Annotated in this window: 20 protein-coding genes and 2 pseudogenes; 13 read left to right on the forward strand and 9 right to left on the reverse strand. The window is 38.0% G+C overall.

Annotation, left to right across the window (positions count from 1 at the left end):
- Window positions 1–181, reverse strand: a pseudogene (locus tag WIW89_RS01575) (molybdopterin-dependent oxidoreductase); the annotation flags it as partial.
- A gap of 262 nt (window positions 182–443) precedes the next feature.
- On the opposite strand from WIW89_RS01575, the gene WIW89_RS01580 reads away from it, so the two are divergent.
- Window positions 444–731, forward strand: coding sequence for a hypothetical protein (locus tag WIW89_RS01580; protein WP_337703147.1), 288 nt, complete (start codon window positions 444–446; stop codon window positions 729–731).
- 185 nt (window positions 732–916) lie between these two features.
- On the opposite strand, the gene WIW89_RS01585 is transcribed toward WIW89_RS01580, so the two are convergent.
- Window positions 917–1,393 carry a hypothetical protein gene (locus WIW89_RS01585; protein WP_337719518.1) on the reverse strand — a complete coding sequence of 159 codons (477 nt, stop codon included), beginning with the start codon at window positions 1,391–1,393 and terminating at the stop codon, window positions 917–919.
- A gap of 28 nt (window positions 1,394–1,421) precedes the next feature.
- On the opposite strand from WIW89_RS01585, the gene WIW89_RS01590 reads away from it, so the two are divergent.
- Complete coding sequence (locus WIW89_RS01590) at window positions 1,422–1,580, forward strand: hypothetical protein (protein WP_337719519.1); 159 nt, start codon at window positions 1,422–1,424, stop codon at window positions 1,578–1,580.
- Window positions 1,581–1,680: 100 nt separating this feature from the next.
- Here the strand turns inward: WIW89_RS01590 and WIW89_RS01595 are convergent, their stop codons facing one another.
- The 5 genes from WIW89_RS01595 to WIW89_RS01615 all read right to left on the reverse strand — a co-directional run bounded on the left by WIW89_RS01595 (window position 1,681) and on the right by WIW89_RS01615 (window position 5,946).
- On the reverse strand, window positions 1,681–1,986 hold the full coding sequence (locus tag WIW89_RS01595) for a hypothetical protein (RefSeq protein ID WP_337719520.1): 306 nt from the start codon (window positions 1,984–1,986) through the stop codon (window positions 1,681–1,683).
- 497 nt (window positions 1,987–2,483) lie between these two features.
- Window positions 2,484–3,470: a hypothetical protein gene (locus WIW89_RS01600; RefSeq protein WP_337719521.1), complete on the reverse strand. Its 987-nt coding sequence runs from the start codon at window positions 3,468–3,470 to the stop codon at window positions 2,484–2,486.
- On the reverse strand, window positions 3,457–5,100 hold the full coding sequence (locus WIW89_RS01605) for an ethylbenzene dehydrogenase (protein ID WP_337703153.1): 1,644 nt from the start codon (window positions 5,098–5,100) through the stop codon (window positions 3,457–3,459). Before WIW89_RS01605 ends, WIW89_RS01600 begins: the two co-directional genes overlap by 14 nt.
- Window positions 5,093–5,353, reverse strand: coding sequence for a hypothetical protein (locus tag WIW89_RS01610; protein ID WP_337703155.1), 261 nt, complete (start codon window positions 5,351–5,353; stop codon window positions 5,093–5,095). The genes WIW89_RS01605 and WIW89_RS01610 overlap by 8 nt, the downstream gene beginning before the upstream one ends.
- On the reverse strand, window positions 5,353–5,946 hold the full coding sequence (locus WIW89_RS01615) for a quinol oxidase (protein ID WP_337719522.1): 594 nt from the start codon (window positions 5,944–5,946) through the stop codon (window positions 5,353–5,355). Before WIW89_RS01615 ends, WIW89_RS01610 begins: the two co-directional genes overlap by 1 nt.
- A 445-nt stretch (window positions 5,947–6,391) precedes the next feature.
- Here WIW89_RS01615 and WIW89_RS01620 point away from each other — a divergent pair, with 445 nt between their 5' ends.
- The 11 genes from WIW89_RS01620 to WIW89_RS01670 all read left to right on the forward strand — a co-directional run bounded on the left by WIW89_RS01620 (window position 6,392) and on the right by WIW89_RS01670 (window position 15,416).
- A complete protein-coding gene (locus WIW89_RS01620; RefSeq protein WP_337719523.1) occupies window positions 6,392–6,583 on the forward strand; it encodes a hypothetical protein in 192 nt (63 codons plus the stop codon).
- Entirely contained in the window at window positions 6,580–7,041 is a 462-nt protein-coding gene (locus WIW89_RS01625) for a hypothetical protein (protein WP_337703160.1), read from the forward strand. Before WIW89_RS01620 ends, WIW89_RS01625 begins: the two co-directional genes overlap by 4 nt.
- A 32-nt stretch (window positions 7,042–7,073) precedes the next feature.
- Window positions 7,074–7,856: a hypothetical protein gene (locus WIW89_RS01630; protein ID WP_337703162.1), complete on the forward strand. Its 783-nt coding sequence runs from the start codon at window positions 7,074–7,076 to the stop codon at window positions 7,854–7,856.
- Window positions 7,857–7,938: 82 nt separating this feature from the next.
- A complete protein-coding gene (locus tag WIW89_RS01635; RefSeq protein WP_337703164.1) occupies window positions 7,939–8,142 on the forward strand; it encodes a SepZ protein in 204 nt (67 codons plus the stop codon).
- Window positions 8,133–8,735, forward strand: a complete 603-nt coding sequence (locus WIW89_RS01640) for a DUF1404 family protein (protein WP_337719524.1) — start codon at window positions 8,133–8,135, stop codon at window positions 8,733–8,735. Before WIW89_RS01635 ends, WIW89_RS01640 begins: the two co-directional genes overlap by 10 nt.
- A gap of 64 nt (window positions 8,736–8,799) precedes the next feature.
- Complete coding sequence (locus WIW89_RS01645) at window positions 8,800–8,955, forward strand: hypothetical protein (protein ID WP_337703168.1); 156 nt, start codon at window positions 8,800–8,802, stop codon at window positions 8,953–8,955.
- Window positions 8,956–8,958: 3 nt separating this feature from the next.
- A complete protein-coding gene (locus tag WIW89_RS01650; protein ID WP_337719525.1) occupies window positions 8,959–10,797 on the forward strand; it encodes a hypothetical protein in 1,839 nt (612 codons plus the stop codon).
- Window positions 10,798–10,970: 173 nt separating this feature from the next.
- The gene (locus WIW89_RS01655; protein WP_337719526.1) at window positions 10,971–12,752 is read left to right on the forward strand and encodes a cbb3-type cytochrome c oxidase subunit I; all 1,782 of its coding nucleotides are present in this window, start codon (window positions 10,971–10,973) and stop codon (window positions 12,750–12,752) included.
- A 90-nt stretch (window positions 12,753–12,842) separates the two neighbouring features.
- Entirely contained in the window at window positions 12,843–14,942 is a 2,100-nt protein-coding gene (locus WIW89_RS01660) for an AAA family ATPase (protein WP_337719527.1), read from the forward strand.
- Window positions 14,935–15,216 (forward strand): hypothetical protein, encoded by a 282-nt coding sequence (locus WIW89_RS01665; RefSeq protein ID WP_337703176.1) that lies wholly within the window; start codon window positions 14,935–14,937, stop codon window positions 15,214–15,216. The genes WIW89_RS01660 and WIW89_RS01665 overlap by 8 nt, the downstream gene beginning before the upstream one ends.
- A 5-nt stretch (window positions 15,217–15,221) precedes the next feature.
- The gene (locus WIW89_RS01670; protein WP_337703177.1) at window positions 15,222–15,416 is read left to right on the forward strand and encodes a hypothetical protein; all 195 of its coding nucleotides are present in this window, start codon (window positions 15,222–15,224) and stop codon (window positions 15,414–15,416) included.
- Between the two features lie 77 nt (window positions 15,417–15,493).
- On the opposite strand, the gene WIW89_RS01675 is transcribed toward WIW89_RS01670, so the two are convergent.
- Window positions 15,494–15,784: a hypothetical protein gene (locus tag WIW89_RS01675; protein WP_443296283.1), complete on the reverse strand. Its 291-nt coding sequence runs from the start codon at window positions 15,782–15,784 to the stop codon at window positions 15,494–15,496.
- Between the two features lie 83 nt (window positions 15,785–15,867).
- Window positions 15,868–16,042 (reverse strand): annotated as a pseudogene (locus tag WIW89_RS01680) (IS110 family transposase); the annotation flags it as partial.

The following is a 16,042-nucleotide window of genomic DNA, read 5'->3' on the forward strand; positions in this document are numbered from 1 at the left end:
ATCTGGATAAGGTAGGAGTGTAGTTACTATACTGTACTACATACCATGCTGAGAATGGAGTTAAGGATTTATTCGTATGAGAAATTAAAATATCACTTGTCCCTAATTTCCATATAGCTATTAGCGAAGTAGCAGCTAACATCATTTTAAGGAAATTTCTTCTACTCGATATCGAAGGCACAAGTCATTAGATTACATAACCCAAAAAAAGCTTTTACCAAAATTCATGACGTAAACTCGACGTAGAGCTTAATAAGAGAATTAACAATAAAAAATATTTAGATATTTACTATTACTCAACTTTACCCGTTTTAATGAATAATAAATAAGAAATATACAATAAAATATTACTATTACTTGTTTTACTTTTAGAAAGATCTATATAATAAGAAAATTTGGGAAAATTAATATAAATATTTTAAGATTAGAGAAGATTGAGTGATATGAAACTAAGTAAACCAATACTAGCTATAGGTGGCGTAATAGCATTAGCAATAGTTGTCGTAGTTATTCTCGCAGTGGCTCACCTAGGTACTGCTAGCGGAACGACCAATAGTAATACGATGATGAGTAGTATGAGCAATATGTCAAATAGCAGTTCAATGGGTGGAGTAAGTAGTAGTATGGGAGGCACTGGAACGAGCAGCACAACTAGTAGTACTTCAGGAATGTCATCTAGTTCCTCTACATCATCTAGTTCCTCGTCCTCAGGAGGTTATATGTGGGGTTGATAAGGATATATAGTTCATAGACGCCAAGATAAATGTCAATTTTTTAATTGTTATCAACTAGTTGTACAATATTATTATTTGAGTATTATTTGGAACTTCCTCTTAACTTTAATCGGATATATTTGCATAAAAATTTGCACCGATATCTTAAAAAACAACTTGACAATAATTATAGTTCTTCGGGGTCACTCTGGGATTTTTCTCTTTGGTGGAGCAAGAAATAACACTAGAGAAATAATGATACCACTGATAAACGACGCAATAGCTTCGTAAAATAAGTACCCTGATGTCCCAGTAATAACGTAATATTCACCGAAAGCAAATAAGAACGCTGATAAGATTGATACTATCTTCTTTACTCCCTTTAAGATGACGAGCGTAGAAACTGCATAAATAAACAAGCTAAAGAACAAAAACACGTCGGAGGGAATGCTAAGAGATTTATAAAATAATGAATAATTAATATCGCCTATTAGAGATAAAGGAATTATTGCAAAGTTAAGTAGGAAAAGTGATTTTCTGCTTATAAACGGTCTGACTAAGTTGTTTATTGCAGTTAATTCAGCGAGAACTAATCCATAGTTACCAAATACACTCGCTAACAATACGTAAGGAGGAGCGACTAAGTAAGTACCGTATATTAGGATTATAGAAGAAATCAAGAAGGCCAGTAAAATAAAGGAGGAATCCTTGGACCTATCACCTCTAACAAACGTAGATAGAGTTATACACACCAATAACAAAGAGGAAGAAAGGGTATTTATAAACAAGGATGGAATTGTAGGTGATACATGTTCAATACTTGTCTTTAAACTTAAGGGCAAAGAGAAGGCTATTTGGGCAAAATAAATAACTGGAAAAGCGTATATGGGATTAGTAAAAACCTCGAGTAAAAAGATGGAAATGGAGATAAAGATAGAGAGAACCAGTGGACTTATTCCATCTAAATTTAACACGAAATAAGGTATATATATATGACTGTATATACAACATATAGATAGTAGCTGATCAACCACGTGATCAAAAATAATCTTGAAGGAGCTACACCCAGTCTTTTAGTATAAGAGTAAAGTCCCTGTTCTGTCCATTCCTCCTTAACTGAGAAATAAGTCATTAGAACTACTGAAGAAGCTAATACTAATGAAAATAGGGCCAGTGAGATAGATAAATTAAGTGTGGCCAATATACCAGGTGCTGCGGTAGAACCTATAAAGGTGAACAGTGCAAATCTTTTAATCTTATCCCTCTCCATCATCATGGTTTTATAAAGTAATGATAAAATAAGCGTTTACCAGAATTTACGGTGCCTAAAAAATAAGATGTGTTGAATAAGATCTACAACAACAGCGTAATGAATTAAATGATTTAATTTCAAATCATCTTTACATCACATTGTGTTAAAGGTCATTGATTAAAATGTATTTTATCTATTAAACGTTAGTTTTATAGATTTAGAGGCTAATTCAATCATTGTGAAGATAGGATTGATCTCTATATTATTTAGTGTATTTCCATAAACTAAATCATGCGTGAAAGGTGATCTTATTAAGTATTTATATCAGTTCTTTTATTAGTTAGTCTTTATCTACAAATTTGAGAAACAAAATAAATTTGTACTCTACGGTTTTCATCTCGATGAAGTTTATGCTTTTCCCTTAAATTTTCTTTCAGATAGCTATCACCTCTTATTGATTATTTATCTCAAAAAGCATTTAAAAAGGAAAGTTTAAAAAATTCTGAGATTATTTATCTTTAAGTTATTTTTGACTCGATATTACTTTTATTTTTCTCGCCTACCAAATACAAAAACGTAAAACTGATTAAAGGTTCGAGTAAGTAAGTTATGATGGGAACCGAGTCAAATATTAGTGAGGAAACAATTAGTGAAAGTATTGCTAGACTTAAAGGTCTATCGTACTTGTACATGCTTACAATGCACCCTATTGCAGTCATTGCGATTGCAAAGAACACTGGAGGCATCCAGTCACTAACACCTAGAAAACCTAGAATATAAGGAAATATTGTTCCTAAGGCAATTCCCCATCCCGGAATTAAGTTTAATCCTGAAACTAGGGCTACTGATATTCCCACAATCGCAAAAGGTAATAAAACCTTCAACTGATACATCCTTTTCATGACGGAATAAACTACTAATCCGGATCCTACAAAAAGCACGGAATAGGCTATGAGGTCTCCAGAATAGCCCGATAACAAACTCATTAACGTCCATCCACCGAACTCGGAAGCCCAATTAAACATCAAGAACATATAAGCTAAGATATCAGGGATGAGTACAAAGATCATGAACGTCTTTCTAGCCCTTGTTGAGAGATATATGCTCGTGATGATAATCATACTAACGAAAACCAAGGAATAGACTGTAGGAAGAAGAAATGATGTGTTATTTACACCGTAAATTATGTGTACAGTGTCAGCGAGTACAGCTAAATATAGCACACTTAGTAACAGAGCTTTACTTAGTTTGTCCTTGATATATATTATGGCGAGTATGAGGATTAATGGTTCAAGTAGAAGGATTAAGGTGTAGGCTGTTCCGCCAATGAGGTATAATCCTTGTAAATACGGTTCAATTTTCGTAGGGGAAATTCCGGCCAAACCGAAGGGTAATACAGATACAAGAAACTCCCTATTGAAGAACAATTCAAAAACTTGAGCTATTATGTAAAGATATAAAAAATAAGAAATTAACTTGGAGGTTTGTCCCTTACTTGTTTCCATCCTTATACACCTTCAACATTTTGATGAAACTGTATTCAAACTTCTTGAGGAAATTTTCTAAAGCATATACTACATTGCCTCTGTTAAGCACTCCAAATATTGTTATCGGTCCTAGTATACTGTTTATTGATAGCAACATGGGAACAGCCGATATCCCGTTGTTTGGAGGTGGCTGTATGTATAGCGTGTACCAGAACGATATAGACTTGAAGTCTACCGATTCACCAGCTCCACCTTGGAACACAGCGAAAGCTACATGATAGCTTTTTCCTGGCTGTAACTGTATCTGATAGTGGGACATCCCCTGACCTCCAGAGACTCCCACAGTGCTGAAAGTCCTCACGAACTCCGCGTACCAGTAAGTACCAGTTTGGGTTTGAACTACTTTGAGCCCGGTAGCTACGACTGATGGATCCCATAGCAATGACGCGTTATACATCCCGTTCATTAGATCCCATGCGTTGTAGTTGGGGCTATTTATATATGGGAAGCCTATGAATGGCACTCCTCCAATATAGTAGATGGAGGAGCCGTTAACGTATGCATCAGCTATTAATCCCTGATTCTTGAGGTAACCTAGGTTCAGAGGATCACTGTACTGAGGATGATGTAAATAAGGTGGAGGAGCTGTTCTACTAAATAATGTCGGTCCAGGGTATCCAGCGTCCTGAGTGTTGTTAGCTCTCGGATTATCGTTCAATATCCACAATTCATCCTGACCAGCAGATATTGCTCCGGAGGTGCCAGGCATCATGTGAGGAGTGTAAGCTATCTGGTACCAATCGGATGGAACTCCTCCTAAAGACCACAATATCGCGAAACGTTCAGGATACATGTAGGTGCTGTTGTAGAATAGTGAGACATCCTTAGCAGTGTCCTCGGGATAGAACTCATTGTATGCGTTCTGAGCCCAAGTAGTTCCGTTCAACCCCATGGCTAGGAATTGTGATAGTGAAGTGATGATGTGTCCGCTATAATTCAAGTATAATGACTTAATAAGTATTGGTTGACCGTTGTTAAGTGGGTTACCGTTGGGGTCTGTAGCACCTAAAATTTCTCCAATGAGTTTACCGCTCTGGTTGAGTACTATTATCTGAATTGGATTAGCTAAAGCTACTCCGGGTGGGTATTGTATCTGTTCTGAGGGTGGTAGATAGTAGACTGAGGCTATTGATTGATTAGAGGCAGAATACGATACATTAACTACCCACCAGCCCGAAGGGACTGTTGCGAAAGGTTGCCAAAGCTTACCTGATGGTGTTCTTTCCGGACATGCTAGCCACGATATGTAGCCGCTGTTTTTCGCCTTCATTAAAATAAATATATATGGCGTACCATTCACATAAGTCCAAGCAGCTTTTACGTAAACAAATTGTGTATGTCCAGATATACCGTTTGGAACGGGAACGGTAGGTACTAAAGGCACCGTAGTCCACGGTATCGTCTGCCAGAATGATTCGCTACCTGGGTTACCTAGATTCGGTAGAGCATTTGGGACGTAATAAGCTGTAACTGTCTGTGTGGCCTGGGAAGCAGTATTTAGTGCAATATCAGCACCGTAAGTTGCAAAAAATACTGCTAATACTACTATTAAACCTATAACCAAGAGTTTAACATACCCGTTAGCCATTGTTCCCACCTCTATTTACACCTTTTTTATTAAGTTCTAAATGGGAAATAATTCCTCCTAAACCGAATAGGAATATTGCGAGTCCTAAAAAGTTATAGAAATAGTTAGGAACTGTATTGTCAGGAATTAGATACATACCGTTGACCCCACTGAACTGCTCTCTAGGGTAGGTGTAAGTCGTAGTCCCGGCTACTAGAAGTATTAACCCTATTATAGCTAAAATCGCTCCTAAATATAAGAAATGTTTGCCCATCATTCTGCACCTCCTACAGAATTAGGAGCCCACGTTCCCTGCGGCATGACTCCACCCGTTATTTGCTCTGCTAGTGTTGCATTACTGGTAGCTAATATAGTACCTACTAACCAAGAGTGTCCTAATCCAACTCCGGCAGTTCCGCAGTATTCCGCGCAAGCTACGTGGTAATAACCGGGCTTAGGAAATACTAAAACAATATAGGAATAATATCCAGGGACTGCTTCAGCACCGAAGTTAAAGCCCAGTGAGAAATTGCTAGATGCAGACTGTATGAAGAATTCATGGAAGACATCTATACTGTGTATCACAAACACTACGGGTTCACCCACAGGAACAACAGTTAGGTTATCCCATACTTTCTGGTGAGGGTAAAAGTCCCAGTGCCATTGTTGTGCTGTAACGTAGATGATCACGTAAGGTCCTCTATAACTTCCTAAAGCATTTTGAAACTCTGCGTGAACTACTCCTTGCCCAGCATTATTTACTGGATTATAACCTATATAGTCGTATGAGCTATATTGCACTTCTAAAGAGAGAGCAGCTACTGTGACTAAAACGAAGAATAGAGCTATTACCGTTCCTCGTTTCAATTCTTACTCACTCAAGATACATAGTTAAAGTTAATATTTAAATGATTTTCGCTTCTTTTGATATCTTATTAAAATATGATTTTAACGATACTCTGTTAAATAATGTTTTAATACAGTAAAAATTAAAAGGTATTCTATGATATCCCCATATTTTAACAGAGTTTAATTATAAAAACAGATTTCTTTTTCAATGATATTATACAGTATGAGACAGACAGTACCTTTCTAATTTTTAAAATTGAAAACTGGTGTAAAATTAATTCAATTCAATATCAATATAAATTAATTGAATTGATCTTAAAAGTTGTATTTTTATCCATAATTCAAGACATAATTACTACGTAATATAATGATACATTTGCTTGTCAGTTAGATTCATAGAATATGAAAAAATTTTTAAATAACATATGAAAAGATAAAATCCTGATAAAACATGAACACAAAAATGTGGGGACTAATTTTATCTGGAGCAATAGTAATAGCAATTGGTTTAATTCTAATGGTAGAATATGGATATACATTTACGAGTAATCCCTCGGCTTTCTACTTTACTGTAGGTAGTACAGATATTGCGGGAATGTTCTTACTCGTTCTAGGTTCTGCTCTAATTCTCATTGGAGGTTTATTTAAGAGATGAGGATCAAAAGGAAGTTATTTTTTTACATACTTACCGCATTTACGATAGTAGGGATAGTCATTATCTCATATCCCGTTATATCTTCCATAATATCCCCATCCTCCCAGCTCCCTGTCTACAACGTCAGTTACGGGAGTTATATAGTCCCAGTGTATAATCAGAACTCTCTCACTGTTAAATTAGAGAATGTAACTGGCATAAAGTTAACAATAGATAACATAGACCAAGACAATCTGACTATTGAATCAATACAGAATTCTACTACATCTTTAACTGTAAAAAATGTTTATATACAAGAAAGTGTAGTAATCAGTAACGGTTCGGTTATTATAGCGTTTGTAAAGACCGGTGAAATTTTTATTGGGAGAGATTTGGTGATAATACCGGTAGTTCTGCATAAGGGCAGTTATACAATAATTTTCAGTAATGGTGAGACTGTACTTATAAACGTCACATAGAATTTATAAGATTGTAGTGAAAATTAAGATATATGGTATCTTTAATATTATTATCAATTTTAGCTTCTGTTATGGTTATTATAATAATAACGACTATCTATTTTATTGAGCGTAAAATAAAGACGCTAGTCCACGTGTTTTTCACCTATTTCATCCTCATAATGATGTTGTTCATGTTAACAGGTGCATTCATATACTTGTACAGTCCCTCTGAAACTACTATGGGAGTCGCAGTCGCTATCAACATGATATCTATGATAGTGATTCTAGCTTACTTCTTTTCTCAGGCCGAGAACTTGTCCAAGGAGACTAAGATGACCCAGAGTGTTCTTGCCCCTTTAGCTGTTTTACTTGTAGTTAATGAGGTAATAATGGGGGCGGTATTTTCCCTTTCACAGTTAGGAGCGAGTAATTTTTCCACTCTTTATTCTGCGTTAAATAACTCACTAAATAGTGTATGGTTCTTTTACCCAATGATGGCTGAGATGGTGGCTACAGTGTTGATAATCTTTACTTCTATCCCAGAAGTTGACTTGAAAGACGTTATTCCTCTAATAGGAATAACAACATTTCCTCCTACTGTCTTTAGAATACCGATATGGGTTTACACCTCTGTAGTATTCGATACAGCTTTCGCAATTCTCGGGATAGTTAAGGGAAGGAGAGAGTGGAAAATTCTATACTTTATTATCCTTATCTCTACCCTCGCTGTCATCTTTAACAGCTATTTAGTTTTTGCCTTCGCAATAGCAGGTTCCATGATATATTTTTACGACTTCATCTTCTCTAACTATAAGAATAAGTTAACTAATTGATTTTTCTATTACTTATTTCGGAAACAATAAAAATATCGAAAGATTTTTAAATATCTAAACAAAAAAGATAACATGATGATATATGCCGCAGCCAGGTGTAAAACTGGCTAGAAGAATATTAGGAGCTGTACTAGCAGGAATAGGTGTGTCACTATGGATAGCAGACCTATTTTTGGTACAAACTCTACCCTATTCAGAATTCGGTAATGATGCATTAGTAGCCATGGTTCCTTTAAGCGGGGCAGTTGTAGTAGCAGGGGGTCTGTTAGCGGGGTTATGGAGTTGAAGGATAAGTCGCCCTATTTAATAATAGGGCTCGCCATGATAGTAGCATCAGTTAACCCTTTCTCGCTAATGTTGACGAATCAATTGGAGATGGCTAGGGTATCGTTTGACATGGTCTTAGTGTGGGGAGCGGGTCTAATAGGCATATGGTTAGCCGATTATATGTACAGAAAGGGCATAGGTAGATCCTTCTTGTCCTTCAACTTCACTACAAAGGGGTTTGTGCTAGCTTGGCTGATAGGAGGAAGTATAGTGACTTTCTGGTATTTCCCTGAACCTTTTGATCTCTCGATAGAGAACATGTTGATGCGAGCCATTCAAATAGTCTCATTCATCGTTGCAGGTATATTTGGAGGGCTAGGATGGTTCGGAATGACTACCGTATGGAAGAGCGTGACTATATTCTCTGCGTTTACCATGATGGCATCAATGGCTGAAATCTTCCTAGAGATGGGCACGTACTACTCAACAAATCTATACCCTGCGTATGACATTAGCCAGTTCGTGGACACTGCCTACTTTTTATTTGCTATGGCTTTCGTGCCGTCGACTTACTATATGATAAAATGGCTCAAAGATCTCGGTCTGTTTTAAGGTAAAATGTTTTTTAGAATAAATTTTTAAAATATAATTTCATAAATTACATGGGGGAAGAAAAATGGCTTTATCGGAAAGTGAGGCTATGATATGGGAGTTCAGTTTCCTATTGATGGCGTTAATATACCCGATATGGTATCTGTTGTTAATAATAAAAGCCGACAAAGACCCCCAAGTAGATCCCCTACAAGTTGCGAAGCAAGAATCTGGGGAGTAACCTATGGATGTATCAGAAATAATTAAGTCAAAACCATATTTTTACATTTTTTTAGTAGTTTTTGTTTCATATTTCATTTTCTATCAGATAACAGATAGACTTTTACTCTTTGTCAACCTTAATATGCCTCCCCCTTACTCAGTTATCTTAAGTACTTCACCGCCCGTCCCTCCGTCTCAGATGCCCTTTCCATTGTGGGGTCCTTTTCTATCAATAACTACACGTTACTTCACATGGGCTCTCACACCGCTTTCGATAATCATATCTATCGGTCTTTCCATTTTAGTAGCCACTAATGTAGTGCTATACGTTTACTTCTATAGGGCAATCAAGCTTGGTGCTAAGAGGAGTATAGTCGCTTCTTTGGGTCTTATCGCAACCTCTCTCTCGTGTTCTTGCGAACTTTTCACAGGATTGATAGGTAGTGCAGTAGCATCACTTCCCTTCTTAGTGTCAATTACCTTCATGGACACGCTGTCAGAGGTTCTGGTCTTTGTGGCATTCGTTCTACTAACGATCTCATCTTATGTTATATATAGAGAAATAAACTGGAAGAAATCTTTTCCGTTCGGTCTCGATAAGATGAAGAGAATTATATTAGGTGCAGTAATCTTAGCCTTAACAAGTATAGTAGTCCCCTCATCACCAGCATTCTCTCTCGTTAAGCTTATAACGTCTACTTTTAGTGGAGGGATCATAGCCTCTTCAATGAATGTCAAGTTTAAGAATCATACCATCTTATTTATCGCTTCCGTAGTACTCATAGCTGCAACACTTACATTGTTTAACGTAGTTTCTTCAAGTCCTATTATACCCCTAATTGGGCTGATATCAGGTCTTATGGGGTATGAAGGGGTAAGTAATATGAAAAGATGGGCTAAACTCGGTATATTACACGTTATAGCATGGACGATGATTATGCCAGGTCCAATATCCCTAATCCTGGGGTATCCTATTCCGTTCTTGTCTCTCTCTCAATCCGACTTACTTCAGATGTGGATTTACAGTTGGATTATCGGAACGCCGATTGCTTGGTACGCTGGAATTTATTACTTGCAGTATTTGAGGGACTCTATGGCTGAGCTTAGAGAAGTGAGAATTAATATTTCCCCTTCAACCTTCACTGCGTTACCCGGAATAAAGTGGATAGCCATTGGCGGGTTAGCGTTGTTTTTGCAATTGTTGTTCTTCTTAACTCACGTTGCATATTATGTAAACTATAACGGTTACGATTACTTGTTCTTAACAGAGATGACTTTAATTTCGACGATTGTGATGGTCTCAGGGTCTATTGCTGTAGGTTACGGTATATACGAAATTATAAAGAATAAGTTAGGCGCACCAAAGGTAAAAAGGAAGGATCTTTTAGCCTTTGGAGTAGTTTATGGTTTAATTACGGCTACTGTAGGTGGTATAATTCACTTTGGAGTTAATGGTTTTACTTATCCCCACTTTTATGTTTTCACCTATGGGATACCTATGCTAAATCCAGCACTTCTTGTCTACTTACCTCCGGTTCTCGGTATATACGTGAACCCTTTGGAGGTATTGCAGTTGATCACCGTTTCGCTTATGGGCGGGTATCTTCTATCTCTGATTAAAACTTCATATGGCTTAAGGAAAAACGCATTTGTTCTCACAATGGGTGGGTTCTCGATCTGTCCGTCATGTGTGCTATCAACTTATGTACTAGGAGTAATATCCACTTCTTTAGGAGTTTCAGTGATGTTTAGCCTTTTTGACCAGCTTTTGTTCTCTTTTGCGTCTGATGTAGTAATGTTATTTGCTTTTGTGTATACGCTGAAGAAGAATAAGACTTATTGCGAACTAAGGTCTCTCTAAGTAAAGTGGTCGAAACTTTTTTATCAAGATAGAATTGTTTATGGATGTGGCACTCCGCTCCCATTTATAATTATCACTAAAGTTTGTTAATAAGAATTTATTATTTATTTTATGAAATATTGAAAACTTTATTAAAAGCTTAAATATTAGTTATATCAATATATTTCATAGTTATGGCATCACGAGAGGAACTTAGGAGAAGAGAGTTAGAAATATTATCTCAATGGGCGGAGGAATACGAAAAAGTAAAAGAGAGAGAAGCTAGAAGACCTCTTCTATTAAAAATACTGTACACCGAAGAATACAGACAATTAGCCTTAAAGAACATATTGTTTGCTGTAGCGTGGTTGTTCATAGGAGGAGCATTTGCATTATTTTTGAGGTCTCAAGCAGGACTTAGCTCCGAAGGATTACCAGTAGTGGTTTCTCCAGAATATTATTTTCAGGCTATGACAAACCACGTTATGGATATGATCTTTGGCGCTGTGTTTTCCACTGTGTTTGCAGTAGCGTTTTACATGATCCCAGCAATGAATGGTTCACGTCTAATAAAGTGGCCTAAGCTCGCTAACGCGGGATTGTGGATCGCTACAATAGGTCTTTTCATGATGAACTTAGGTGGGGTTCAAAACCAGTACCTCTTCACATTCCTTAACCCATTACAAGCATCTCCAACATGGTATATAGGCTATGGTTTAATGGTAATCGGCGAATGGTTGGAGATGGTATCAGTACTTGGTACATCATTTTTAGGAAGGGTTCAAGGTAAATTAGTTCCTACAGCGATAGCATTCATAGTAATGGACATGATTATGATGGCTTTAGCAAACATATCGGTCTTCATCGACGATATGTGGAGCTTGTTATCACCTATTGGTGGATTGGGGGTATACCTATTCGGAGTGCCAAACGCAGAAGTATGGAAGGGATTGTTCTGGTTTGCCGATCATCCACTAGTCTATTTCGCACCTTATACGCTAACAGGTGCCACAATAGCAATAACTCCGTTATACGCCAAGAGACCAATATATAGTCTTAAGTTCGCTAGATGGTTAGTCCCAGTACTATTCGTGCTAGGTTCCAGCGTGTATGTTCATCACCTAGCAGATGACCCATGGCCTTTAATACTCAGAGACATCTTTGCACAGACATCTACAGCCTTAATTGCCATCCCGTTCGCAGCATTATGGTTACTTTTCTTCATAACGGTTGGAGATCCTAGAAAAATTAAGTGGGATGTGGGATTTGCGTTCATATATGCTGCTGCCGTATGGAATATAATAGGAGGAATACAAGCTGAGCCAACACAACCAACGCCCGCCGTAGACCCAACAGTTCATAACACCATTTGGTTGCCCAGTCACTTCCACATAATGTTAGCATTATACTCAGTGGGTGGTCTACTGGGAGTATTATACGTTGTAGGCCCTTACTTATGGGGCAGGAAATGGTACAGCGATAAGTTAAGCTGGCTACATTTCTGGGGATGGCAAGTGGGAATGGGATTACTTGTAACTGCATTTGCCATAGGAGGATTTTACGGTGCAATTAGAAGAGAAGTAGCTTGGCCAGCTTTCTACGAAGTTTACTATCAAGCTGCAATGATAGGTGGATGGATTGCTGGTTTCGCCACTATAATATTTGCTTATAACTTGATCTTGACTTTACTCTATGGTGAAAAAGTCAAGGATACAGACATTCCGTTATGGGCTGTCGAGTCCATAGCGATGGAAAGATATGCCATGAGGAGGGAAGGTTACAGTGAAGACGTTATGCCAATAGCGTTACCCGCTGACGGAATGATAAGAATGATTAGTCAAACCGCTAATAACTCTAGAAGCGCTTCCAGTCTCTCTATGAGCAATGTCAAAGCATTACAGCAGGGTATAAAAGATGTGAGCAAAGTACCTACTGTAAAAGGGACTACAGACGTTGAAGGGACGAATAAGCTATAAATTATTTTTAATTAAAGTTAATAACAGATTTTTTTAATTTCTCTATTTCTATAATATAACTTTAAAAAGGTTGAAGATGAAATTTTTAGTATGAATGGAGAACTCCAGATAGCTCAGATTTATGGAGATAAGAAGATCAAACAGAGATTTATTGCTTATCTTGATGAGGAATTAATGAAAGTTTCCTCACTTCTTCCTGGTGATGTAATAATAATCTTCGGGGATAAAATAGCTCCCTTTGTAGTTCAGGAAAACAGAGAAAGACAGAAGGGAATAGTAATAAGCGAGGATGATCTCAAGTATCTAAGTGTGAGAAACGGGGAGAAAATTTCCTTCAAGAAGTCCAATTTCGTCCAATTAGACTCCGTGACATTAGTCCCGTCAGTACAGAAGGAGTATGATGTGAGGAAGCTCAGCTTAGAGCTTAGAGGAAAACCTATTATGAGGAGAGTCCCAGTCTACACTAAAGAAGGTGAATTCGTTGTAGTGTCAATGTATCCCCAAGCTGAAGTAGGAATGATCAGTGGAGATACTAGGATAGAAATAGCAGATACGAGTGTTAGGCTGGCACAAAAGAACATACCTTATGTTACCTTTGACGACATAGGTGGACTAAGTGACCAAATTCAGAAGTTAGTAGAAATAGCCGAAATCTCCTTACTTAGACCTGAAGTACCTAGAATATTCGGTTTTAGACCCCCGAAAGGAGTTTTGCTCTACGGTCCGCCTGGCACTGGAAAAACTTTGATGGCAAAGGCATTAGCTAACTCCGTTATGGCTAATTTCTTCTACATAAGTGGACCAGAAATCGCATCAAAGTATTATGGGGAAAGTGAAAAGAGGTTAAGAGAGATATTCGATCAAGCTACTAAAGACGCTCCTTCCATCGTGTTTATCGACGAGATAGATGCAATAGCCCCAAATAGAGATACGACGTCTTCGGAAGCAGATAGGAGAATTGTAGCGCAACTTTTAACATCTATGGACGGAATTACCTCAAGAAACGGTATTTTAGTAATTGGTGCTACAAACAGACCCAACGCAATCGATCCAGCCTTGAGGAGACCCGGAAGATTCGACGTCGAAATAGAGATCCCTGTACCTGGAAAAAAGGAGAGATTGGAAATACTTAAAATTCACACTAGGAGGCTGAGGCTATCTCCTGACGTGAACTTAGAGAAGATAGCTGAGATGACTAATGGCTTTGTAGGAGCAGACCTAGAAGCTCTAGTGAGGGAAGCGGCTATGAACGCTATAAAAAGGAGTAAAAGAATTGAAGACATAACAGTTACGATGACCGACTTTTTAGAAGCGTTGAAGGTTGTTCAACCTTCAGCCTTAAGGGAGTTCAGGGTGGAAATTCCCAATACCACGTGGGAGGACGTAGTAGGCTTAGAGGAGGTAAAGTTGGAGTTAAAAGAGGTAGTAGAATGGCCTATGAAGAGACCAGAACTATACGATTATATGAAAGCTGAAGTCCCAAGCGGTGTACTGCTTTATGGCCCACCTGGGACAGGTAAAACGATGTTAGCTAGGGCAGTTGCTCACGAAAGTGGTGCAAATTTCATAGCAGTTAACGGCCCTGAGCTCCTTAACATGTGGGTTGGAGAGAGCGAAAGAGCGATAAGGGAGGTATTTAAGAAGGCTAGACAAGCGAGTCCCGCAATAGTCTTTTTTGACGAGATAGACTCGATAGCTGCCGCAAGAGGTAGTGATCCCAACAGAGTTACGGAAAGGATAGTAAGTCAACTTCTGACAGAAATGGACGGTATAAGTAAGAGGAACGACAAAGTTATAGCAATAGCGGCCACTAACAGACCGGACATTATAGACCCAGCATTACTAAGACCCGGTAGATTTGAAAAGTTGATTTACGTCCCTCCACCTGACTTCAGTGGGAGAAAAACGTTGTTTATTCATTTACTTTCTAGGCATCCACACGACGAAAACATAGACTTTGAGTACTTGGCTAAGATCACCGAGTATTATACTCCAGCTGATATAAAAGGTGTCGTTAATAGGGCTGTTTTAATGGCTATTAGGAGGGCTATGGTAACAAACACCCAGCAAAGGGTTACTCACGAGGACTTAGTCCTCTCTGTGAAAAGTGTGAAGCCTACCTTAAATAGTGTGATTTTGTCTTATTACCAGAACTTCAATGAGAAGGTGAGGCAGAGTGCATATGCTTGAGGTTTATTCAGTATTTGGTTTAATGATATTCTCTTTCGTTCTAGCCGGGATTATGACTTTAATAGTATTAGGTGTTGCTGAGAACGACATAGTGGAGAGTCTTAATTTACATTTCCTTCCTAGAGTAGAGTTAAGGCTCGTGTTCATTATCTCGCTCTTCAGTATCTTCGGAGGAGTCTTAGAAGGCATTGCACTAAACTTTTCTGGAATAATTTTAAGTTTCGAGTCAATACCATATCTAGTTGTAATATTCTCGGGAAAACTCGTAAGGTGATTATAATGGCTTTATCAGGTAGTAGAGCCATGATATACTTAATCCAGTTAATTTTCGCTTTTTTGATTGTATACTATTTAGACGTTGAGTTTGTTAAGAATAGTGTAGCATTTTACACAATATTTGTTATCGATGTCGCTATGATCACTGTTTTCGTATTCTATGTTGCTAAAGAAATGTCAAAGGCTTTCGATTTTTAGAAATTTCGATGATATTGTTGCTACACCTAAACACCAAGTAAACACTATGTTTTTCACAAAACCTAGAACTAGTTATATTAACCTAAGGAATAATCAAGCGAGTAAGCTCTCTTAGTGTTTACATAGACAAGGGTTTGACATGAAAATGCCAGAATTGACAATGAGGTAATCGAGCTGATTTCCTCTCCGCCTTGGAAGGGCGAAGGTTCCCTTCCAGAGGGCTCATCATTCCTACTATCGATTCGGATTACATATAGTGGGCAGTCGGGTGGATCAGAGAACCACTCCCATTTGAAAGGGGGACTTTCATTGCCGAGCTCTAGTCCCTTGAAGGAAGGAGATAACGGTTGCTCCACCCACAGTACCATTAAGCTGGGGAGCTTCCGGTATAAAAACTTTCCTTAAAAATTGAGCATAGTCCACACTACTTACGCAAGTGATGAAACCTGCTTTACTCACTAGCATCAAAGGGCTTATTGTAATACAGCACAGCCCAAGTAATAACAGCCAACTTTCTAGCACACGCAATAATCAACTTCCTTCCTCTAAGCCTACCCTTGTGCTCCTCATAAAAACGCTTGATAACAGGATTAACCTTAATAGCAGTCAAGGCTGCCAAGTAAAAA

Source organism: Stygiolobus sp. CP850M (genome assembly GCF_037389425.1).
Taxonomy (GTDB): Archaea; Thermoproteota; Thermoprotei_A; order Sulfolobales; family Sulfolobaceae; genus Stygiolobus.